Source organism: Saliniradius amylolyticus (genome assembly GCF_003143555.1).
Lineage (GTDB): Bacteria > Pseudomonadota > Gammaproteobacteria > Enterobacterales > Alteromonadaceae > Saliniradius > Saliniradius amylolyticus.
In genome coordinates this window covers 2,380,067-2,402,298 of record NZ_CP029347.1, presented here as the reverse complement: position 1 = coordinate 2,402,298, position 22,232 = coordinate 2,380,067, and the positions used below count along the sequence as shown (strand labels likewise).

Below are 22,232 nucleotides of genomic sequence, written 5' to 3'. Positions count from 1 at the left end.
TTACCCCACTGAACCTTCAAGACTGATTTCAAGCAATTTGCCCGCTTCCACAGCGAACTCCATGGGCAGCTCTTTGAAGACCTCTTTACAGAAGCCATTGACGATCATGGATACGGCCTTCTCCGCGTCCATGCCGCGTTGCTGACAAAGGAAGAGCTGGTCTTCACTCACTTTGGAAGTGGTGGCCTCATGCTCAACTATGGCGCTGGGATTGCGGCTTTCGATATAAGGGAAGGTGTGCGCGCCGCACTGATCGCCGATAAGCAGAGAATCACACTCGGTAAAATTACGCGCACCATCGGCTTTCGGTCCCATCTGAACCAGACCTCGGTAAGCATTGTTACTGCGCCCGGCTGAGATGCCCTTGGAAATGATGGTGGATTTGGTGTTCTTACCCAGATGAATCATCTTGGTGCCGGTATCGGCCTGTTGTCTGCCGCGAGTCAAGGCGACCGAGTAAAACTCGCCGACACTGTTATCACCTTTAAGCACGCAGCTTGGGTATTTCCAGGTCACCGCCGAACCGGTTTCTACCTGGGTCCAACTGATCTTGGCATTGGCTTCGCAGAGGCCGCGCTTGGTCACAAAGTTATAGATTCCGCCCTTGCCGTCTTCGTCGCCCGGGTACCAGTTTTGTACCGTGGAGTATTTGATTTCGGCATCGTCCAGGGCCACCAGTTCAACGACGGCGGCGTGCAACTGATTCTCATCACGTTGCGGTGCGGTACAGCCCTCCAGATAACTGACGTGGCTGCCTTCATCGGCCACGATTAAGGTACGCTCAAACTGACCGGTATTTTGTTCATTAATACGGAAATAGGTAGACAGTTCCATCGGGCAGCGCACGCCCTTAGGTATATAGACAAAGGACCCATCGGTAAACACGGCACTGTTGAGCGCGGCGAAGAAATTGTCGGAGCGGGGCACCACGGTGCCTAAGTATTTTTTTACCAACTCTGGGTACTTGTGCACTGCTTCGGATATGGGGCAGAAAATGACGCCCGCCTCTTCTAACTTTTCCCGAAAGGTGGTGACCACGGATACCGAGTCAAAAACGGCATCAACAGCGACACCAGCGAGCATCTCCTGTTCATGCAGAGGGATGCCCAGTTTTTCATAGGTGCGTAACAGCTCAGGATCGACCTCGTCCAGAGACTTCGGTTTATCCTTCATGCTCTTGGGGGCTGAATAGTAGGAGATATCCTGAAAATCGATTTTCGGATAATGAACATGGGCCCATTCAGGCTCTTCCATTTTCAACCAAGAGCGGTAGGCACGCAGACGCCAGTCGAGCATCCACTCAGGTTCACCTTTAACGGCGGATATCCGGCGGATGACGTCCTCGTCCAAACCGATGGGGAAGGTTTCCGATTCAATTTCGGAGACAAACCCAGCGTCGTATTTGCGGGATAAGGCCTGATCGATCTGTTCGCTCATGATGGTCTCACTCGTTATTCATGCAAATGCAGTGGCGGCTGAGCATAAAACTGCCCAACACGCTAAAAATTCATCTCGATTGTATATTACCTGAGTGTTTTACTCAAGTATTGTTGGCGCAGGGGCAGGAGGGATTGGGTGCCCATAAGTTCGGCGGGCGAAGTCTGCCCGAATGCCGACCAATAATCAATCACTAATCGTTTATTACACAACTTAAAAGAGGCAGTGGCTCAGAGGGGCAAAGGTGAAGCAGGTAGGGTTCGTCAAACTGCCGATAGAGGCGCTGCAATTCGCCATTGGCTTTCATTCGGGTCAGTTGTTGGTCCCAGAGCGCGGCTAAATGTCGGCCTTGGGGGGTGTCGGCAAACCCGGGGTAGAGCGGCAGTAACCCAAACGTGGTGATGGTCAGTCGCGTTGGCGTTGTCGGGCGCTCAGCTAAGAAAGCCTGCAGGGACGATTTGTCGTCGAGGACAAATTTAAGTCGGCCACCTCGCAGCATTCTCAGACCAACCTCAAGGGAGGACAGTGAGTAGATATTGTGTTTAGGAATTTGGGGGTAGTAGGTTTGGTATTCGTAGCCTTTTATCCAGCCCAGGGGGTGATGGAGCAGAGAGTCGGCCAGGTTAAAGGGGGTTTCCTGGAGGTGCAGGGCACTGACTTCATCCACATCGAAAAAGTGATTGGGGTAGAGTGCCTCCGGGACCTCATTTAAATATGAGCCCAGCCAGAGGTCGGCTTTACTCGTTCTAACCGCCTGTACTGAACGATAGTAAGGCAGATAAATGAATTCAATCTCGTGGTCGGGAAAGGCACGGCGAATAATTGCTTCATAAAGGCCATCGCTTTGAGGCGTGGTAAAATGGGGGGGCCAGAGCTCCGAGGTAACCTTGATGGACTGCGCCGAAACGCCCCAACAAAATATCAACAGAAAAAGGCAATAAAAGCGGTAAATTAGTTCATCCCCCAGATTTGCACTTAACCTTATTCTAACACTGTCGGAAAATTTCCCCTAAGCATTAGTCAAAGACACTTTTTTTGCCTATAATCCGCGCTCGATTTTTGTCCCTACTGTTTTGGAGAGTGAAATATGGCGCTGGAGCGTACTTTTTCTATCGTTAAGCCTGATGCCGTAGCAAAGAACGTGATCGGTGCGATCTACAACCGTTTTGAAACGGCTGGCCTGCGCATCGTTGCTTCTAAGATGCTGCACCTGAGCAAAGAACAAGCCGAAGGTTTCTACGCCGAGCACAAAGAGCGTCCTTTCTTCGACGCACTGGTTTCTTTTATGACTTCTGGCCCGGTGATGGTTCAGGTCCTGGAAGGCGAAGACGCTATCCGTAAAAACCGTGAAATCATGGGTGCAACTAACCCAGAAGAAGCGTTGGCAGGTACTCTGCGTGCCGACTATGCTAAGTCAATCGACGAGAATGCAGTACATGGCTCTGATGCGCCTGAGTCTGCGGCTCGTGAAATTGCGTACTTCTTCTCTGACGAAGAAATCTGCCCACGCACTCGTTAAACGAGCGCCTGAGCGGTCAAAAGGGAGCTGAGGCTCCCTTTTTTATATCCAGGGGTGAAGAGCGTTGCGCAAAGCGTACGAGGGGTGACTTAACGTCACGCCGAGAGCGATGAACGCGAGGCCGTGGATGGCCGAGCTGGAATATCGCCCCATGGAAGGGTGACTGTAAAAGTATTAGAAGCGTTGCGCAAAGCGTACGAGGGGTGACTTAACGTCACGCCGAGAGCGATGAACGCGAGGCCGTGGATGGCCGAGCTGGAATATCGCCCCATGGAAGGGTGACCGTAAAAGTATTAGAAGCGTTGCGCAAAGCGTACGAGGGGTGACTTAACGTCACGCCGAGAGCGATGAACGCGAGGTCGTGGATGGCCGAGCTGGAATATCGCCCCATGGAAGGGTGACCGTAAAAGTATTAGAAGCGTTGCGCAAAGCGTACGAGGGGTGACTTAACGTCACGCCGATAGCGATGAACGCGAGGTCGTGGATGGCCGAGCTGGAATATCGCCCCATGGAAGGGTGACCGTAAAAGTATTAGAAGCGGTGCGCAAAGCGTACGAGGGGTGACTTAACGTCACGCCGAGAGCGATGAACGCGAGGCCGTGGATGGCCGAGCTGGAATATCCATCCATGGACGGGTGACAGTGAGAGCCCACAGGAGCAGCTTTAGGCCATCTCTATATCCAGAAGAGAGCCTTTTCCCGAGCAAGAGAAGTTTGCCTTAGACTGGTATTTCTGTTCGAAAAATGTACAATTCGCCGCACATTAATTTAGAGGTAATCGAATGCGCGATCAAAAGACCAATCTGCTGAATCTCAACCGACAGGGCTTGAGAGATTTCTTCGCCGAGATAGGTGAGAAGCCCTTCCGGGCCGATCAGGTGATGAAATGGATCTATCAGCATGGTTGTGATGACTTCGAGCAGATGACCAACTTAAATAAGAAGTTACGTCAAAAGCTCATCGATCGCTGTGAGATCAAGGCGCCGGAAATAGCTCGGCAGCAGCAGGCCAGTGATGGCACAATCAAATTTGCTCTTGAGTTAGAGGGGGGACAGGAAGTAGAAACCGTCTGGATCCCCGACGGCGACCGGGCCACCCTGTGCGTATCGTCGCAGGTGGGCTGTGCTCTGGAGTGTACCTTCTGTTCTACTGCTCAGCAGGGGTTCAATCGTAATCTGACGGTATCTGAAATAATCGGTCAGGTATGGCGAGTGGCAACCACTCTTGGCTTGTCCAATGACTCGGCCAAACGGCCGGTGACCAATGTCGTAATGATGGGCATGGGTGAACCGCTGCTTAACTTAAAGCATGTGGTACCGGCCATGGAGCTGATGATGGACGATTATGGCTTTGGCTTGTCCAAGCGTCGGGTGACGTTAAGTACATCGGGCGTGGTGCCAGCGCTGGATAAGCTGGGTGACCAGATCGATGTGGCGCTGGCTATTTCATTGCACGCCCCCACTAATGAGCTGCGTGATGAGATCGTACCGGTCAATAAAAAATATCCCATCGAAGAATTTTTAGCGGCGGTGAATCGCTATTTGGGTAAGTCCAACGCGAATCACGGTAAAGTCACGGTGGAGTATGTGATGCTAAACGGCATCAATGACTCCATGGAGCAGGCTGAGCAACTGGCCGAAGTGCTTAAAGATACCCCGGCCAAGATCAATCTGATTCCCTTTAACCCATACCCGGGTTCGCCCTACACCTGCTCCAGTAACTCTCGCATGGATCGGTTCGCCAAGGTGTTGATTGAAAAGGGCTTTGTCACCGTTGTTCGGCGCACCCGCGGAGATGATATCGACGCCGCCTGCGGCCAGTTGGTGGGGGATGTTGTGGATCGCACCAAGCGCATGTTGAAAAAACAGATGAAGGGCGAGTCGATTTCGGTAAGAATGACCTCCTAAACGATGGTTTTTGAGGATTGATGATGCGCATTTGTCTGGTCTTGATAGTGAGCGTAATGCTTGCGGCCTGTTCGAGTTCGTCTTCCCTTCAGCAAGGGAATAAAACTGAGGCGGCTAAGGTGCGTCTGTCTCTGGGGTTAACTTACCTGAAAAACGGTAACTTTAAGCAGGCCAAATATAACCTCGACCAGGCATTGAAATTCGCACCCAGAATGGCAGACGTCCACTACAGCCTTGCGTATTACTACCAGCAGGTGGGGGAAACGAGGCAGGCTCAGGAGGCTTTTCAAACTGCACTGAGTAGGGCTCCGGATAATGCCGATATCCTGAATAGCTATGGGGCTTTCTTGTGCCAGCAGGGCGACTATCAGGCTTCGGAAACATACTTTCATCGGGCTCTGGAGCAGCAGGAATACATTAGTGCTGCAGAAACATACGAGAACCTGGCGTTATGTAACGAACGCCAGGGGAAATTGGCCGAGGCCGAAGGCTACCTGGACAAGGCCCTTAAACACCAGCCCCAGCGAGCCAAGAGTCTTATGCTGATGACAGAGTTGTTAGTTCGTCAAGCGCAATGGCAGAAAGCGAAAACCTTGTTAAGCCGTTACGAGAGTACCGGAAATGTGTCTCCCGATATGCTGCTGATGGCGTATAAAATCGAGCAAGGACTGGGTAATCCTGAGCGGGCCGAAAGTTACGGCGATATGCTGGTTAAACTTTACCCTGACCATCGTACAACACAGGAGTTTCGCCGCCAGCGGCTGCCTGAGTCAAAGGTAGAAAATGATCGACCAGCCCTGCAACCGAGTCCCGAGTCAGAGCAGCATGCTGCACCGGCGTCAGAAAAGAGAACCAAGAACAACAACGACTACCATGTTGTGCAAAACGGTGAGAACCTATATCGTATCTCAGTTAAGTATAATATTCGTATTAAAACGCTGATGGAATGGAACGGGCTGGAAAGCGCCGACGATCTCCATGCCGGAATGAAGCTTCGATTGACGCCACCTGAGGCGCGCTAACCATCAGCCCAGATAAAAAGCCCTGAGAGATTATGACCGACGAGCAAACAACCGAGCAGGCCCCACAACTGGGTTTACGCTTGAAACAGGCCCGTGAAGCCAAAGGTTTAACGGTAGAAGAAGTAGCGGAACGCCTGAACCTCAGGGTGGTGAATATTGAGGAAATTGAGGCCGAGCGGTTTGACACTCAGGTGTCCACCACCTTTACCCGTGGTTACGTTAAGCAATACGCCAAGTTAGTGGATGTGCCGGAAGATGAAGCCGTGGCTGCCTTAGATGAGCTGAACGCGGTTAAGCCGGAACCTACAAAGCTACACAGCTTCTCCAGAAAGGTCTCCAGGCAGGCCAGCGACGACCGGTTGATGTTGTTGAGTTACGCGATTCTTGCCGTGATCATTGGCTTGGTTGTGCTGTGGTGGCTCCAGCAAAGTAATGAAGGTAAGACGGTTGGGTCGGCGTTGCCCGACAGCCTGTTGACGTCCGAAACGGAGACGGCTCAGGACAATACCCGATTGGAAAGCCAGAGTCAGCCAGCGGAACCGACAGTCAATCAGTCCGAGGAGCAAGTTGAGCAGTCGCGGCCAGAACCCGTAGAGTTAACCCGTGTTGAGGCAGAGCCGTCGGACACTGAAACCATGACGGAACCGGCCACTTCTGAGGCCGGTGACTCCACGATGGGTGAGGTGCCAGTCAACCAGGTTGAGCCTGATTCTGAACCAGAAAGCCAGAGCTCGTTGAACGCTTCGCAGCCTGAGCAGAGTGCTGGACAGGAAGAACCTGAACCAGTTGAAGAGCAAGCCGCCAGCCCTCTGGCGCAGGAAAACACCCAGCAAGTCGACAACGAAGATGCTCCAGCTGATGAGTCCGTCGTTGATGGGCCGGTTGTGGAAGCGGTGTTTGAATTCTCCGGTGATTGTTGGGTCAATATTGTCGACGCTACCGGAGAGGCTATCGCCTACGGTATTAAGAAAGCCGGACGCACTATGCCGGTTTCCGGAGTGGCTCCTTTTGAAGTGACCCTTGGGGCGCCAGAAACAGTGACCGTGAGCTTTGATGGTGAGCCGGTGGATATGTCCGATTTCCGAGCTGGACGAACGGCGCGCTTCACCTTACCCAGACAGTAACGACAACGGCATTAAGCAGAGAACTTTCTATGTTTGCTGAATCTCCCATACTACGACGGCCCTCGACCCGTATTCATGTCGGTGATGTGCCCATCGGCGACGGCGCGCCTATCGCCGTGCAGTCGATGACTAATACTCAGACCACGGACGTGGCAGCAACGGTGGCCCAGATCAAACGCATCCAGGCCGTTGGCGCGGATCTGGTGCGGGTTTCTGTGCCTACCATGGATGCGGCAGAAGCCTTTAAGCAAATTAAACAGCAGGTGGATATTCCACTGATCGCCGACATTCATTTTGACTATCGTATTGCGCTCAAAGTCGCGGAGTACGGCGCCGACTGTCTGCGCATCAACCCTGGCAATATCGGGAAGGAAGAACGAATCCGCGCAGTAGTGGATTGTGCAAGGGATAAGAACATTCCCATCCGTATTGGGGTGAATGGCGGGTCGCTGGAAAAAGACTTGCAGGAAAAGTACGGCGAACCGACCCCAGAGGCACTGCTGGAGTCGGCCATGCGTCATGTGGATATTCTGGACAGGCTTAACTTTGACCAGTTTAAGGTCAGTGTTAAGGCATCCGATGTGTTTTTGGCGGTCGGAGCTTACCGGTTGCTGGCTAAACAGATTAAACAACCGCTGCACTTAGGTATTACTGAGGCCGGTGGTCTTCGCACGGGGGCAGTAAAGAGCTCCGTAGGTCTGGGTATGCTGTTGGCCGAAGGTATTGGCGATACACTGAGGGTATCGCTGGCGGCCGACCCTGTAGAAGAGATAAAAGTTGGCTTTGATATTCTTAAGTCGCTGCGTATTCGCAGTCGGGGCATTAACTTTATCGCCTGCCCCAGTTGTTCCCGGCAGGAGTTCGATGTAATCGGTACCGTCAATGCGCTGGAAGAGCGGCTTGAAGACGTGCTTACCCCCATGGATGTCTCCATCATTGGGTGTGTGGTCAATGGGCCCGGCGAAGCCGAAGTATCCCATCTTGGGCTCACCGGCGCGCGCAATATGAGTGGCTTTTACCTCGATGGTCAGCGTCAAAAGGAACGGCTGGCTAACGATAGTCTGGTGGATGAGCTTGAGCAGCGTATCCGGGCCAAGGCTGCAGTGTTGGATGAGCAGAATCGAATTCCGGTGGATGTAAAACATAACTGAGGCTGGTGAATTTACCTTTTCCTTCGAAGTCCCTATAATCCGGCGCTTTATGGTGCCGAATGACGGCGTGTAACTAACCTAGATTGAGAGTCCAAGTGGCAAAGCAGATTCAGGCAATTCGCGGTATGAATGATTGTCTGCCGGAGCAGTCCGGTAAATGGCAATGGGCCGAGCAAGTCATTCGAGAAGTTGTAGCCAGCTATGGCTATGAAGAGATTCGCACCCCCATCGTAGAGAGTACCGACCTGTTTAAACGCTCTATTGGTGAAGTGACCGATATTGTCGAGAAGGAAATGTACACCTTTGAGGACCGCAATGGCGATATGCTGACGTTGCGCCCAGAGGGGACAGCCAGTTGCGTCAGGGCCGGTAATCAGGCCGGTTTGCTCTATAACCAGCAACAGCGCCTGTGGTATATGGGGCCCATGTTCCGCCATGAGCGCCCGCAAAAAGGCCGTTATCGTCAGTTCCACCAGTTTGGTGTTGAGGTGTTTGGTCTGGACGGGCCGGATATTGATGTTGAGGTGATACTGATGAGCGCCCGCTTATGGCAGCGCTTCGGCATGTCGGATAAGGTCACCCTGGAGCTGAATTCGCTGGGGTCGAACGAGGCCAGAGCCGAATACCGGGATGCTCTGGTGGCTTATCTGGAGCAGCATCAGGATAAGCTGGATGAGGACTCCTTGCGCCGCATGCAGTCCAACCCACTGCGCGTTCTGGACAGTAAGAATCCAGAAGTGCAGCAGATACTCACCGATGCGCCGGCGCTGGAAGATTATCTGGATGACGAATCCAAAGAACATTTTGCCCGTCTTTGTGAACAATTGACCGCCCTGGGCATCGAATACCGGGTCAATCCTCGTTTAGTGCGAGGTCTGGACTACTACAACCGCACGGTATTCGAGTGGGTTACCGAGAGTCTGGGCGCTCAGGGAACGGTTTGTGCGGGTGGTCGTTACGACGGACTGGTGGAGCAACTGGGCGGTAAGGCCACCCCTGCGGTGGGCTTTGCTATGGGCATGGAGCGGCTGATCCTGCTTTTGGAGACCCTGGAACTGATCAGCGATGTGCCTGCCCCCGTTGATGTGTACCTGTCTATCATGGGCAGCCAGTGTCAGGGCTACGCCATGCAACTGGCAGAATGGCTCCGCAGTGAATTGCCCGGACTAAGGTTGCAAAGCCATTGCGGTGGCGGCAATCTGAAAAAACAAATGAAGCGAGCGGACAAGAGTGGCGCTCGGCTGGCGCTGATTGTCGGTGATGACGAAGCTAACCAGCAGCAAGTGACATTGAAGTATCTGCGCGATAATAAGCCTCAGCAAACCCTGGCCCGGGAAGACGTGGCTGACGTGGTGATGCAGACCCTTATCGCAGACAAAACCTATTAAGAGGACAACATGGCACGTTACGAGACGGAAGAACAACAAGTCGAAGCGATCAAGCAGTTTTGGAAAGAAAATGGCACCGTGATCGTACTGGGGGCGGTGTTAGGACTGGGCGGTCTTTGGGGCTGGCGCTATTACAACACCCAGCAACTGCAAGCCCAGGAGCAGGCTTCCTCGGCTTATCAGCAGAAGATTGAACAGCTAGAGCAGGACAACGGTTTCTCCACAGTGAAGCAATTTGTCGAGCAGCAAGGTGAGTCAGATTACGCGGTACTGGCAGCGTTGCATCTGGCACAGGAAGCAGTGGACAGAGACGACCTCAGTGAGGCTGCCAAACAGCTCAGCTTTGCCGCTGACCACTCTTCGGTGGAGGCGGTGGCTCATGTGGCGCGTTTACGATTGGCTCGCGTGCAGTTGCAACAAGAGCAGCCCGATGCCAGCCTGAAGAGCCTGCAGAGTATTCCTGCAGAGCAGTTTGTGGCTCAGGTGGAAGAGCTGAAAGGCGATATTTATCGCCAGCAAGGCAACTTTGAGCAGGCTCGGGTGGCCTATCAAGCCGCGTTAGAACAGTCTGCGGGCAACCGTTTGCTGCAGATGAAGCTGGATAACCTGAGTGCCGAAGCCAATGCTTAAGTTTTCAATGACGACAATCCGAACCGCACTGGTAGGGGCTGCGGCACTGGTTATGAGCGGCTGTTCCTTAATGCCCGATAGCTTCGCACTGGAAGATGATGAACTGGCTATCAAGCAACTGGCGCCCATTGAGGAAAAGTTTCGCCCTGAGATCCTCTGGCGCCGCTCGGTAGGAGATGGTGTTGAAGACCATTTTTCACGCCTTTCTCCGGCGGTAGCCTATGACAAGGTTTATGCGGCCAGTCGCCATGGTGTGGTTAAGGCGTTTGAGCAATCAACCGGTAAGCAGCTATGGTCGGTGAACCTGGCTGACAGCGATAACGGTTGGTTCAGTGGCATTTTGAGCGATGGCGACTCGGCTAAGATTGCCGGCGGCCTAACCGTCGTGTACGGCACTGTCTACCTTGGGACTGAAAATGGTAACGTCGTAGCCCTGGATGCCGAAACCGGTGAGGTTCAATGGCAGACCTTTGTGAAAGGTGAAGTTCTCGCCCGTCCGGCGGTGGAGAGCGGCATTGTGGTAGTGAATACCGGCGCCGGAACCCTGTTTGCGCTGAGTGCTGAAGATGGTAGTGAGCTTTGGACCGCAGAAGCAGAGGTCCCACCCTTATCCCTCAGAGGCGTATCTGCGCCATTGGTGGCCAATGGTGGTGTCATTTATGGCGCACCAACAGGCAAGTTATCGGTGCTGATCTTAGAAAACGGTCAGGCGGCCTGGGAGCAGCCTATCGGCAAGCCTTCCGGAGCGACTGAGTTAGAGCGTTTGGTGGATATTGATTCCGAGCCCTTGATTCTGGGGGGCACCATCTATGTCATTTCCTATGATGGCACTCTGGCCGCTGTGGAACTGCGTTCTGGTCGTGTGGTCTGGAACCGCGAATACGCTTCTTATCGTCGTTTGGCGTTGGATGGCAACACACTGTTTGTTTCAGATAACAACGGCGTGCTCTATGCCCTGGATCGTCGTAACGGTGTGGAGTTATGGAGTAAAACGAACCTCAAGCAGCGAGAGCTGACCTCAGTGGTGCCGGTGGGAGACTATGCGGTCGCCGGTGATAAGTACGGTTATCTGCATTGGTTCGCACAAAATAATGGCGATATAGTGGCCCGGCTCGCCGTGGGCGGTAATGATCAGGACGAGGGTATCTACGTGGCTCCGGTTGTGGAGGGGAATATTCTCTACGCCCAGACTCGAGATGGTCAACTGGTCGCCGTGAAAACGCCTTAGTTGTATTAAATACAACAAGTTAATCAGAGCGGCCCTCTTAGAAGGGCCGTTCGTGTTAGAAGAGAGAAATTATGTTACCTGTGGTAGCTCTGGTCGGTCGGCCCAATGTCGGCAAGTCGACTCTGTTTAATCGATTGACCCACAGTCGGGACGCACTGGTTGCGGATTTTCCCGGTTTAACCCGTGACCGTAAATACGGTCAGGCCAAATATGAGGGACTGCAATTTATTGTGGTGGATACCGGCGGTATCACCGGTGATGAGCAGGGCATAGACGCGGCTATGGCTCAGCAATCGCTGCTGGCAGTAGAAGAAGCGGACGTGGTATTGTTTCTGGTGGATGCGCGGGCCGGGCTGACAGTGTCTGATGAAGCCATCGCCCGGCATCTTCAGCAGCAGAATAAGCCAGTTTATTTGGTCGCTAATAAGGTCGATGGTATCGACGGCGACAGTGAATCGGCCGAGTTTTACGCCTTGGCCCTGGGGGAAGTGCATCAGATAGCGGCCGCCCACGGTCGCGGTGTCAGCCAGTTGATTAAAAAGACACTGGAGCCTCTGGCCAAAGACTACCCTGAATTAAAACAAACGCCCAAAGACGAGCCGGAGCTGGACGATGAAGCTGCCGCTCAGGCCCAGCAGGAATGGCTGCGTTCGCAGCCGGTGCGATTGGCCATTGTCGGTAAGCCCAACGTGGGTAAGTCGACGCTGACCAACCGTATCCTGGGCGAAGAGCGCGTGGTGGTGTATGACCAACCGGGCACCACCAGAGACAGCATCGATATTCCTATGGAACGGGATGGCAAAGAGTATGTATTGATCGACACCGCCGGAGTGCGTCGCCGTAAGAAAGTCAGCGACGCGGTGGAGAAGTTCTCCATCGTCAAGACTTTGCAGGCGGTGGAAGACGCCAATGTGGTACTCATGGTCATCGACGCCCGTGAGGGCATCACCGATCAGGACTTAAGTTTGTTGGGCTTTGTGCTCAACTCGGGCCGTTCGCTGGTATTGGCGGTAAATAAATGGGACGGACTGGATAAAGACATTAAGGATGAGATCAAGCAGGATCTTGACCGCCGTCTGGGCTTTATCGATTTTGCCCGACTGCATTTTATCTCGGCACTGCACGGCACCGGAGTCGGTCATCTGTTTGAGTCGGTTCAGGAAGCGTATGCATCGGCCACCAAGCGGGTAAACACCTCCATGTTAACCCGTATCATGGAAATGGCGCAGGAAGATCATCAGCCTCCTTTGGTACGGGGTCGTCGGGTGAAAATGAAATACGCCCATGCCGGCGGTTACAACCCGCCGATAGTGGTGATCCACGGCAACCAGGTGCAGGACTTACCGGACTCCTACAAACGTTTCCTGATGAATTATTTCCGCCGCTCGCTGAATACTATCGGCACGCCAATTCGCATTGAATTCAGGGAGAGTGATAACCCCTACGAGGGGAAGAAAAATAAGCTGACTCTGTCCCAGCAGCGCAAGCGTAAACGGATGATGGCCTTTCATAAGAAGAAAAGTTAACACTTTTTAGTCGAATAAGCAGGCAGCCCGGAGGCTGCCTGTTTTGTTATTGGCTCGACGTTCCTACCGACTTTACGGTACTGACGATCTCGCCGTCCTTGAGTTTCGTGGTCAGTGAATGGCCCACATCAACTTCATCTACCGAGCGGAGCACTTTATCTTGCTGGAAGCTGATGCTATAGCCCCGCGCCAGAGTGGCCAGCGGGCTAACTGTATCCAGTAAGTGGGCATTATGGGCCAGTCTTTCTTTGCCGGCCCGCAACTGCTGTTGGGTACTTCTGAGTAGCTGCAGATGATACTGCTTCAGACGCTCTTTGGTTTGCTCTATACGCTTGTCCGGTGACAAATGAGACAGCTGCTGCCGGGCGATCTGATAGCGATGGCGCTGCCCGGTCAGGGTAGCTTGCATCTGCCGCTGCAGGCGCACCTGTAGCTGATCCATTCGCTGGCTTTGCTGTTGCAACTGGATTTCCGGATGTAACTGCCTCAGGTGATGGCGAGCCAGCTGGAATTGGTGGCGGGCGGTCTGGACGCGCTGAGCCATGCCGCGTACCAGTCGTTGATATTGTTGGTGCAACTGACGCAACAATTCACTACTGTCCTGACTGACCAATTCGGCGGCGGCCGACGGGGTGGGCGCTCTGAGATCGGCCACCAGATCGGCGATACTGACATCCACCTCATGGCCGACGGCGCTGACCACCGGTAGGCTGGATTGGACGATTGCCAGTGCCAGCTGCTCGTGATTAAAGCACCAGAGATCCTCCAGCGATCCGCCGCCTCGACCCACGATCAGTACATCCACCTCTGTGCGCCGATTAGCGGTTTGAATCGCCTGTATAATCTGTTGATGAGCGTTCTCACCTTGCACCTGGGTCGGATAGATGACCACCTCGATAGCCGGGTTGCGCCTGTGTAAAACGGTAAGAATATCCTTGATGGCGGCTCCGGTGGCGGAGGTGACCACTCCTACGCGTCTTATGGCATCGGGCAGGGGGCGTTTGCGGGCCTGATCGAATAAGCCCTGAGCCTGAAGCTTGGCCTTAAGCTGCTCAAACTGCTGCTTTAGCAGGCCTTCGCCTTCCGGCTCAAGATGCTCGACAATCACTTGGTAATCGCCCCTTGGCTCATACAGACTTAAATTGGCACGAGCCAGAATGCGGTCCCCTTCCTTGGGACGCTGTCCGGTTAACCGGTTGGCGTTCTTAAACATCGCCGCCCGTACCTGGGCGTATTCATCCTTGATGGTGAAGTACCAGTGACCGGAGCGGGCGGCGACAAAGTTGGATATTTCGCCGCGGATCCAGACCTGGCCGATCTCGGATTCCAGTACCTGACGGGCTTGTCGGTTCAGTCGACTGACGGTATAAATTCGTTGCATGGTCCGGGGTTATAATCCGCGTGGAAAAATATAGCATTTGAGCAAGGAATTCAGTTTACCGCAAGGGGGAAAACAGCTACAATTGCGCCGCAACTAGACCCCCATTCTATAGGTGCTGTTGCGATGCTCAGAGTTGAAAAAGAAGCCCTGACTTTCGACGATGTGTTGTTGGTTCCCGGGCATTCCTCCGTCCTTCCCCATCAAGCGGATTTAAAAACCAAGCTGACCCGAGGTGTTGAACTCAACATCCCGTTGGTGTCCGCGTCTATGGATACCGTGACCGAGGCCCGTCTGGCCATTGCCATGGCGCAGGAAGGCGGCATGGGTTTTATCCACAAAAACATGAGCGCGGAAGAACAGGCCGCTCATGTACGTCAGGTTAAGAAATACGAAAGCGGTGTGGTGTCCGATCCCATTACCGTTACCCCCGATGCTACCATCGGTGAAATCAACCAGTTGAGTCAGATCCACGGTTACTCCGGTTTCCCGGTGGTGGACAAAGACAATAATCTGGTGGGTATCGTCACCGGGCGCGATCTGCGCTTTGAAAATCATCACGATAAACCCATCAGTGCAGTGATGACCAAGAAAGAGAATCTGGTCACCGTGAGAGAAGGTGCCAGCTCAGAAGAAGTACTGGGTTTGATGCACGAACACCGGGTCGAAAAGATTCTGGTGGTGGACGATCACTTCAAGCTTAAAGGTCTTATCACCGTCAAGGATTTCCAGAAGGCGGAAAGTAAGCCCAATGCCTGTAAAGACAAACTGGGCCGTTTGCGGGTCGGTGCTGCTGTTGGTGTAGGTGCCGGTACTGACGAGCGCATCGAAAAGCTGGTAGAGGCTGGTGTTGATGTGTTGTTGATCGACACCTCTCACGGCCACTCCCAGGGTGTGCTTGAGCGGGTGCAATTTGTACGCAAAAACTATCCGGACCTGCAGCTGATAGCTGGTAACGTCGCTACTGCCGAAGGTGCCAAAGCACTGGTAGATGCGGGTGTTGATGCGGTGAAAGTCGGTATTGGCCCGGGCTCTATCTGTACTACGCGGATTGTGACAGGCTGCGGTGTGCCTCAGATTACCGCCATTTCTGATGCGGTTTCGGCACTGGAAGGGACCGGTGTCCCAGTGATTGCCGATGGCGGCATTCGTTTCTCCGGTGATATCGCCAAGGCCATTGTCGCCGGCGCAAGCTGTGTCATGGTGGGCAGTATGTTGGCGGGTACCGAAGAGTCTCCCGGTGAAGTAGAGCTCTACCAGGGGCGTTACTACAAAGCATACCGGGGCATGGGCTCCATGGGCGCCATGAACCAAAACCATGGTTCTTCGGATCGTTACTTTCAGGATACTAAAAATGCGGAGAAGCTGGTGCCTGAAGGTATCGAAGGTCGGGTTGCTTACAAGGGACCCATTGCCGCGATCATCCATCAGCAAATGGGTGGATTGCGCTCGGCCATGGGCCTGACCGGTAGTGCCAATATTGACGAGATGCGCACCAAGCCCAAGTTTGTGCGGGTTACCGCCGCCGGTATGGGTGAGTCCCACGTGCATGATGTCTCCATCACCAAGGAAGCCCCCAATTACCGCATGGGCTAATCGCAAGCCCTGATAGTTCAGTTCATTTCGCGGGAGGCAGAGGTCTCCCGCATTAATTTGAGAAAGCCTTAAATTATGACCACAAATATTCATCAACACCGCATCCTGATTCTGGATTTTGGCTCCCAATACACTCAATTGATCGCTCGTCGTGTGCGTGAAATCGGCGTTTATTGTGAGCTTTGGGCCTGGGATGTGACTGAAGAGCAGATCCGCGAATTCGATCCTACGGGGATCATTCTGTCCGGTGGTCCGGAGTCGGTACCGGAGCCTGGTTCACCTCGGGCTCCCCAGTACGTCTTTAAGGCTGGCGTGCCGGTATTGGGGATCTGCTATGGTATGCAGACCATGGCCGCGCAGTTGGGTGGCGCCGTTCAGGGCTCGGACATGCGAGAATTTGGTTATGCTCAGGTGGAGGTAGTGGAAGATTCCGGCCTGTTCCATAACATCGAAGATCATGTGGGCGACAACGGCAATGCGTTGCTGGACGTCTGGATGAGTCATGGTGATAAAGTCAGTGAGATCCCTAAAGGCTTTACTACCATCGCTCGTACCAACAGTTGTCCCTTTGCCGCGATTGCTGATGAGTCACGGCATTTCTACGGCATCCAGTTCCACCCTGAGGTGACCCACACCCGTCAGGGCCAGCGCATGCTGGAGCACTTTGTGCTGGACGTGTGTCAGTGCGAGAAGCTGTGGACACCAGCGACCATTATCGAAGACGCCGTCGAGCGGATTCGTGAACAGGTGGGCGACGATCGAGTGATTCTGGGTCTGTCCGGCGGGGTGGATTCATCGGTCACGGCCATGTTGCTGCACCGCGCCATTGGTGACCAACTTACCTGTGTGTTTGTGGACAACGGCCTGCTGCGCTTAAACGAAGGCCAGCAAGTAAAGGAAATGTTTGGCGATCATTTCGGTCTGAACATCGACTATGTGGATGGAGTGGACCGCTTTATGGATGCACTGGCCGGTATTGACGAGCCAGAAGCCAAACGTAAGACCATCGGTCGGGTGTTCGTGGAAGTTTTCGACGAAGAGTCCAGGAAGCTGCCCAATGTGAAATGGCTGGCTCAGGGCACCATTTATCCCGATGTGATCGAGTCGGCCGGCTCCAAGACCGGTAAGGCTCATGTGATTAAGTCGCACCATAACGTGGGTGGTCTGCCCGAAGATATGAAGATGGGTCTGGTAGAGCCGCTGCGTGAACTGTTTAAAGACGAAGTGCGTAAGATTGGTCTGGAGTTAGGCTTGCCTTATGACATGCTGTATCGACATCCGTTCCCGGGGCCGGGCTTAGGTGTACGGGTGCTGGGCGAGGTAAAGAAAGAGTATTGTGACCTGCTGCGCCGTGCCGATGCCATCTTTATCGAAGAGTTACATAACGCCGACCTCTACCACAAGGTCAGTCAGGCTTTTGCTGTCTTCCTGCCGGTACGTTCCGTAGGGGTAATGGGCGATGCCCGTAAGTATGACTGGGTGGTTTCCTTGCGAGCGGTCGAAACCATCGACTTTATGACGGCTCACTGGGCGCAGCTTCCCTATGATCTGCTGGGTAAGATTTCCAATCGTATTATCAATGAGGTCGACGGCATTTCCCGAGTGGTGTACGACATCTCCGGGAAGCCCCCTGCAACTATCGAATGGGAGTAACTCTCAGGTTGACTTCAGCCAGTCAGAGAATTGTCTAAGGCGCCTCAGGGCGCCTTTTTTGTGTCTATAGCGTGGCAAGTTTCGCAAACCCCTCTACTATTTGGTCAGGTCCTATGTTCGGGAATCGAATATTTGGAATGGCTACCGGTGCTAACTCGAGGTCCTGCATGAAAATTCCATGGAAATTAAAGTCTCAGATCTTTTTAGTTGTGGAGCAGTTAAAAGCTTACCGGCTGCTGTACCTGCTGCAGAAATATCTCACTGGCCGCTCACGCATTGCACTGGATACAGTGGCCGAATGGCGTAAGCAACTTAGCGAGCTGAAGGAGCAGAACGTCGGCGGTATTATGTTTGAGTTTGGTGCGGGTAAGAATCTGGGACAAAACCTGCTTCTTTCGCCACTGTTTGAACAGCAATATGTGGTGGATTTGAATCCGATGTTGGATTTTGATTTAGTGAACCGCACCGGATTGGCGCTGGCTGAGGTTCAGCCGGAATTTCGTTATGACAGCGTGCATGACAAGGCACAGCTCAACAAACGCTACGGGATCAATTACCAGGCCCCCTATGATGCCCGGCATACCCACTTTAAAGACAACAGTGTGGATGTGTGTGTGTCCACCAACACCTTAGAGCACATTCCGCGTCAGGATATTGAGGCCATTTTTACCGAAGTATACCGAATTCTAAAGTTCGGCGGTGTGGTTTCCGCCATCATCGACTACTCCGATCATTATGCACATACCGACCCCAGCATCGGCTTGCTGAACTTTTTACAATATTCAGATGAACAGTGGCAGCGCCATAACCCCGGTTGTCATTATCAGAATCGGTTACGCCATTACGATTTCGAAGTCTTGTTTCAGTCTGTGGGGTTTGAGGTTGTCAAAAATGAGCCCAGTTATGCTGAACCCCATCCGCCGGAATATATCGCTCCGTGTTTCAATACACAAGCACCGAGCCTGACGGCGACCCAAGGCTATTTTCTGTTGCGCAAGCCCGATACGAATCAGGCTCAACCCGACTAACCAAAGGAATCCCGGGGTAGGTTAATCTTTCAGGTTGTCGAATTCTTTTTTCAGATCGTAATTCTGATCGGTTACGATCTTCTCCAGCACCTGCACACGCTCTTGCAGTTGGTGGACACTCTGCTGCATCTGCTCAAGGCGCAGGTTGTCTTGTTTGTGTGTCTTCTTGTTGCGAAAGCCGGTAACCAACTCGACGATGGCCCAGCACACAATCGCAACGATGGCGATAGCGGTAATATTCATCGGCTTACTCCATAATGACGGGTCCATATACGGACCGATATTAATCCTAACGGAAACTGTTGCGATGTCATCTGGTAACTGACCTCATGAATAGAATAAAATGTGACATTTCTTAACATTGAGGCGTAAGTCGATGGCCCATGACAAATGGATGGCGCGCGCTTTGACGCTGGCCGAACAGGCGGCCGAGCAAGGTGAAGTGCCGGTTGGTGCCGTGCTGGTGCGAGACAATCAGGTGCTGGGTGAAGGCTTTAATCAGTCCATCACCCTCAGCGACCCGTCCGCCCACGCCGAGATGCAAGCGATTCGTCAGGCAGGAAAAACGGTGAAAAATTACCGCTTTCCAGGCGCTACTCTGTATGTGACGCTGGAGCCTTGTCCCATGTGCGCGGGACTCTTGGTACACAGCCGTATCGAACAGCTGGTGTTTGGTGCCAGCGACCCTAGAACCGGCGCCTGTGGTTCGGTGATGGATCTGGCGCAGCACCCAGCTCTAAATCATCGCTATCAGGTAGTGTCAGGAGTGATGGAACAAGAGTGCGGGGAGATTTTAAAACGGTTTTTTAGGTTGCGGCGGGAGCAGCAAAAAGCCCGGAAGTCCTGCTAGCCAGAGCTAGCTCGGTGCATGGATGCACCGTCATTTTTAATGCGTGGTAACGCTATAAAAATGAGAGGAAAATGGAAATCGCACTTTTCATTTTCCGTTCCAGAATAAGGGCAGGAGCCCGTTTCTGGATGAAAGTTAACTAGCTTGCCCGGGCCATGCTTTGACATTCCACATCGAAGGAATGGTAGTGTTGTCGACGTAATTGAATCTTACGTTGTACGCGTTTTAACAGCAGGCGTCGGCGGCTGTTGGGGCGCAATACCCGCTTTCGTTTTATCAGGTTTCGTTTCATAACAACTCCTTCTCGTATTCTCATGCAACAAAGATAACACAGCAGTGTGTCACCGCTGTGAAACTTAGATTGCATTTATTTAGATGGGGCAATAACGAAGAAATTCAATCGCTATCGCTAATCTGGCGATCTTCTACCCCTTGGCGAGCGGCTGGGATCACTTCCTGCTCATCCAGCCAAACCAGAGTATCATAGTAACGGCGAATATTGGATACGTAAGTGACAGCTTCGTCGCCACGGGCGTACCCATAGCGGGTGGTGCGGTAGTACTTTTTCTGCCGTAGCAGTGGCAGACGCTGCTTAACATCGACCCATAGATCCGGGTTGCCGCCCTGACGCTCGGTAAGCACCCGGGCGTCTTCCAGATGGCCCAGGCCAACATTGTAGGCGGCTAGAGTAAACCATAGCCGGTCCGGGTCCTCGATACGGGCCGGTATTCGCCGGTACAATTCCCTTAAATACTGAGCACCGCCTCGAATATTCTGTTCGGCATCCAATCGGGAGCGAACATTCATATCTCTGGCGGTGGGAAGGGTTAGCATCATGATACCGCGAACTCCTGTGGGGCTTTTGGCTCTGGGATCCCAGTGACTCTCCTGATAGCTGAGCGCGGCCAGTAAGCGCCAATCCAGATCGTCGGCATACTGCTCAAACCAATGACGATAGTCAGGCAGGGTGTTCTCCACAGCTTTAATAAATAAACGGGTGTCCACATAGTTAAACTGCCGCACATGACCGAAGTATTTATCTTCCAGTGCCGCCAGACGACCATCGTCCTGCAATTGACCGAAGTAATCCAACAGGGCGCCACGCAGGGAATCATCGCCTTGCTGGTTGAGGGCCCAGGCCACCGGCTGGGTTGAGTGTATGGTAAAGCCGATGGACAGTCCGGGATAACGGCGACGCATCAGGGCGAGAATATTAGAGTCTGCGACGGTGTAGTCATAGTCACCTCGCATGACCGCTTCGAGCAGTTCTTCGTTATCCATCTCAGTGGTTTCCTGCCATTCCAATTCAGGATACTGCTTTTTGAGTTGTTGCAGAGTTTCTGAGTGACTGCTATCGGCCACCACAATCAGATTGCCACTGAGGTCGCTGGGGTCTCGCGGGCGCTCTTGACCCTGTTTAAATACCAGCTTTTGGGTGACGCTCTGGTAGCCTGGTCCAAAGTTGACCCGCTTGAGGCGCCGTTCGGTGACACTCAGACCTGCGGCAATGAGATCCAACTGACCGGCTTCTAGCTGCTCAAATGCGGTTTGCAGATTGTAATAGGGCAGTACTTCGAGTCGTACATCTAAATAATCAGCGAAGCCTTTGACCAGCTCGTATTCAAATCCCTGTTCACCGTTGGCACCGTGATAATAGGTGGTTAATCCGTACAGGGTGCCCACTCGTAATACATCCTGTTCCAGCACCTGACCAAGTTGCTGGCGCTGCTGGACCGGTTCACAACCGCCAGCAAGAAAAAGGGTTAAAGCCAGAATTAGCCACAGTGTCCGTTGCTTTAAGTCAGAAGTCAGAGACATTCGCTCATTGAATTGCTAAACGAGTGTTCATTCTGACGAAAATCAGCACAGACTGCCAGCTTTGATATAATGAAATGCCGTTGCGCGTCAGTGGAGGTAGTATGAAGTCGCACGATCAGTCTAATGCGTTTTCCGAAGCCATGAGTGATGTCACGCCACTTAAGCAGGATGACAAGGTATGGCCATCGTCAGGTGATAAAGACTCTCTGGCTAAGCGTCTTAAGCGGGAGGCACTGGAGCGGCAACAGCAGGAAGATGCTAACTATCTGCGTGTGGAAGCAGTGGACCCCATCGACCCCTATGATTTTATTTGCTTCAAAAAAGACGGGGTACAGGAAGGGGTGTATAAGAATCTGCGTACCGGGAAGTACCCCATCGATACGGTGATCAATCTGCGCCAGCAATCCTATGATAAGGCACGACAGGCTCTGTTTGAGCAACTCAGGTTAGCTCATGAACGCGGCATCCGGACCCTGCTGGTTCATCACGGCCTGGGACTGCAGGCCAAGCCTTTTCCCGGAGTGTTAAAGAGTTATGTGAATCAGTGGCTGCGCCAAATGCCGGAAGTGATCGCTTTCCATACGGCGCTAAAAGCCCATGGCGGCCAGGGAGCCACCTATGTGCTACTGCAGAAAAATACGGTGCAGAAGCAGACTAATCGGGAACGACACGCCAAGCGCTAACTGTTCTGCTCTTGCTCGACTTGCGTTTGATTATTGGTTGATTGGTTGTCGGCGCGGGCGGCCACAAAAGCCGTCAGTGCCATGACGATGACCACCAGTAAGATACTACCGAGTCCGAAACCTCGAGAAGCGCGATTCATAAACCGTCTCTTTTATTGTTATTGTCTTGTCTATAAATCCATCCTGAACCTGGCGACTGTCCTTGTTGATTGTTGTATTGCCAAGCTGTAGAAATAATAAGCACAGAATGATTATTTAACAACAAGTTAGCCTAAAAAAGCCCACTTTTTTTGAA

At 52.9% G+C, this 22,232-nt stretch carries 21 protein-coding genes; 14 read left to right on the top strand and 7 right to left on the bottom strand.

What is annotated here, in order from left to right:
* Both sufB and HMF8227_RS11195 read right to left on the bottom strand, forming a co-directional pair.
* Nucleotides 1–1,437, bottom strand: coding sequence for a Fe-S cluster assembly protein SufB (sufB, locus tag HMF8227_RS11200; RefSeq protein WP_109340254.1), 1,437 nt, complete (start codon nucleotides 1,435–1,437; stop codon nucleotides 1–3).
* A 193-nt stretch (nucleotides 1,438–1,630) separates the two neighbouring features.
* Nucleotides 1,631–2,362 carry a substrate-binding periplasmic protein gene (locus HMF8227_RS11195; protein WP_162558581.1) on the bottom strand — a complete coding sequence of 244 codons (732 nt, stop codon included), beginning with the start codon at nucleotides 2,360–2,362 and terminating at the stop codon, nucleotides 1,631–1,633.
* A gap of 162 nt (nucleotides 2,363–2,524) precedes the next feature.
* Between HMF8227_RS11195 and ndk the strand changes: the two genes are divergently transcribed.
* The 9 genes from ndk (at nucleotide 2,525) to der (ending at nucleotide 12,931) form a co-directional block, all read left to right on the top strand.
* Nucleotides 2,525–2,956 (top strand): nucleoside-diphosphate kinase, encoded by a 432-nt coding sequence (gene ndk, locus HMF8227_RS11190; protein ID WP_109340252.1) that lies wholly within the window; start codon nucleotides 2,525–2,527, stop codon nucleotides 2,954–2,956.
* A gap of 781 nt (nucleotides 2,957–3,737) precedes the next feature.
* Entirely contained in the window at nucleotides 3,738–4,862 is a 1,125-nt protein-coding gene (gene rlmN, locus HMF8227_RS11185) for a dual-specificity RNA methyltransferase RlmN (RefSeq protein WP_109340251.1), read from the top strand.
* Between the two features lie 20 nt (nucleotides 4,863–4,882).
* Nucleotides 4,883–5,884 (top strand): type IV pilus biogenesis/stability protein PilW, encoded by a 1,002-nt coding sequence (gene pilW / locus HMF8227_RS11180; RefSeq protein ID WP_239421288.1) that lies wholly within the window; start codon nucleotides 4,883–4,885, stop codon nucleotides 5,882–5,884.
* Nucleotides 5,885–5,916: 32 nt separating this feature from the next.
* Nucleotides 5,917–7,008 carry a RodZ domain-containing protein gene (locus HMF8227_RS11175; RefSeq protein ID WP_109340249.1) on the top strand — a complete coding sequence of 364 codons (1,092 nt, stop codon included), beginning with the start codon at nucleotides 5,917–5,919 and terminating at the stop codon, nucleotides 7,006–7,008.
* Nucleotides 7,009–7,037: 29 nt separating this feature from the next.
* Nucleotides 7,038–8,159: a flavodoxin-dependent (E)-4-hydroxy-3-methylbut-2-enyl-diphosphate synthase gene (gene ispG, locus HMF8227_RS11170; RefSeq protein ID WP_109340248.1), complete on the top strand. Its 1,122-nt coding sequence runs from the start codon at nucleotides 7,038–7,040 to the stop codon at nucleotides 8,157–8,159.
* Nucleotides 8,160–8,254: 95 nt separating this feature from the next.
* Nucleotides 8,255–9,547, top strand: a complete 1,293-nt coding sequence (gene hisS, locus HMF8227_RS11165) for a histidine--tRNA ligase (RefSeq protein WP_109340247.1) — start codon at nucleotides 8,255–8,257, stop codon at nucleotides 9,545–9,547.
* Nucleotides 9,548–9,556: 9 nt separating this feature from the next.
* Entirely contained in the window at nucleotides 9,557–10,177 is a 621-nt protein-coding gene (locus HMF8227_RS11160; RefSeq protein ID WP_109340246.1) for a YfgM family protein, read from the top strand.
* A gap of 7 nt (nucleotides 10,178–10,184) precedes the next feature.
* Nucleotides 10,185–11,405: an outer membrane protein assembly factor BamB gene (gene bamB, locus HMF8227_RS11155; RefSeq protein WP_109341091.1), complete on the top strand. Its 1,221-nt coding sequence runs from the start codon at nucleotides 10,185–10,187 to the stop codon at nucleotides 11,403–11,405.
* Nucleotides 11,406–11,476: 71 nt separating this feature from the next.
* Complete coding sequence (gene der / locus HMF8227_RS11150) at nucleotides 11,477–12,931, top strand: ribosome biogenesis GTPase Der (protein WP_109340245.1); 1,455 nt, start codon at nucleotides 11,477–11,479, stop codon at nucleotides 12,929–12,931.
* A 46-nt stretch (nucleotides 12,932–12,977) separates the two neighbouring features.
* Here the strand turns inward: der and xseA are convergent, their stop codons facing one another.
* On the bottom strand, nucleotides 12,978–14,312 hold the full coding sequence (xseA, locus tag HMF8227_RS11145; protein WP_109340244.1) for an exodeoxyribonuclease VII large subunit: 1,335 nt from the start codon (nucleotides 14,310–14,312) through the stop codon (nucleotides 12,978–12,980).
* A 123-nt stretch (nucleotides 14,313–14,435) separates the two neighbouring features.
* On the opposite strand from xseA, the gene guaB reads away from it, so the two are divergent.
* From guaB to HMF8227_RS11130, 3 genes are all read left to right on the top strand, one after another.
* On the top strand, nucleotides 14,436–15,905 hold the full coding sequence (gene guaB / locus HMF8227_RS11140) for an IMP dehydrogenase (protein WP_109340243.1): 1,470 nt from the start codon (nucleotides 14,436–14,438) through the stop codon (nucleotides 15,903–15,905).
* Nucleotides 15,906–15,980: 75 nt separating this feature from the next.
* On the top strand, nucleotides 15,981–17,558 hold the full coding sequence (gene guaA, locus HMF8227_RS11135) for a glutamine-hydrolyzing GMP synthase (protein WP_109340242.1): 1,578 nt from the start codon (nucleotides 15,981–15,983) through the stop codon (nucleotides 17,556–17,558).
* 167 nt (nucleotides 17,559–17,725) lie between these two features.
* Nucleotides 17,726–18,586 carry a class I SAM-dependent methyltransferase gene (locus HMF8227_RS11130; protein ID WP_162558580.1) on the top strand — a complete coding sequence of 287 codons (861 nt, stop codon included), beginning with the start codon at nucleotides 17,726–17,728 and terminating at the stop codon, nucleotides 18,584–18,586.
* A 21-nt stretch (nucleotides 18,587–18,607) separates the two neighbouring features.
* Here HMF8227_RS11130 and HMF8227_RS11125 read toward each other — a convergent pair whose 3' ends face one another.
* Entirely contained in the window at nucleotides 18,608–18,829 is a 222-nt protein-coding gene (locus tag HMF8227_RS11125; protein WP_109340240.1) for a hypothetical protein, read from the bottom strand.
* A gap of 133 nt (nucleotides 18,830–18,962) precedes the next feature.
* Here HMF8227_RS11125 and tadA point away from each other — a divergent pair, with 133 nt between their 5' ends.
* Entirely contained in the window at nucleotides 18,963–19,436 is a 474-nt protein-coding gene (gene tadA, locus HMF8227_RS11120) for a tRNA adenosine(34) deaminase TadA (RefSeq protein WP_109340239.1), read from the top strand.
* Nucleotides 19,437–19,575: 139 nt separating this feature from the next.
* Here the strand turns inward: tadA and HMF8227_RS15125 are convergent, their stop codons facing one another.
* Together HMF8227_RS15125 and mltF are read right to left on the bottom strand one after the other, a co-directional pair.
* On the bottom strand, nucleotides 19,576–19,728 hold the full coding sequence (locus tag HMF8227_RS15125; RefSeq protein WP_204101052.1) for a hypothetical protein: 153 nt from the start codon (nucleotides 19,726–19,728) through the stop codon (nucleotides 19,576–19,578).
* A gap of 104 nt (nucleotides 19,729–19,832) precedes the next feature.
* Nucleotides 19,833–21,254, bottom strand: coding sequence for a membrane-bound lytic murein transglycosylase MltF (gene mltF, locus HMF8227_RS11115; protein ID WP_109340238.1), 1,422 nt, complete (start codon nucleotides 21,252–21,254; stop codon nucleotides 19,833–19,835).
* A 101-nt stretch (nucleotides 21,255–21,355) separates the two neighbouring features.
* Between mltF and smrA the strand changes: the two genes are divergently transcribed.
* Nucleotides 21,356–21,937, top strand: coding sequence for a DNA endonuclease SmrA (gene smrA / locus HMF8227_RS11110; protein ID WP_109340237.1), 582 nt, complete (start codon nucleotides 21,356–21,358; stop codon nucleotides 21,935–21,937).
* Here smrA and HMF8227_RS15075 read toward each other — a convergent pair.
* Nucleotides 21,934–22,077 carry a hypothetical protein gene (locus HMF8227_RS15075; protein ID WP_162558579.1) on the bottom strand — a complete coding sequence of 48 codons (144 nt, stop codon included), beginning with the start codon at nucleotides 22,075–22,077 and terminating at the stop codon, nucleotides 21,934–21,936. The genes smrA and HMF8227_RS15075 overlap by 4 nt on opposite strands.
* Nucleotides 22,078–22,232: the final 155 nt, after the last annotated feature.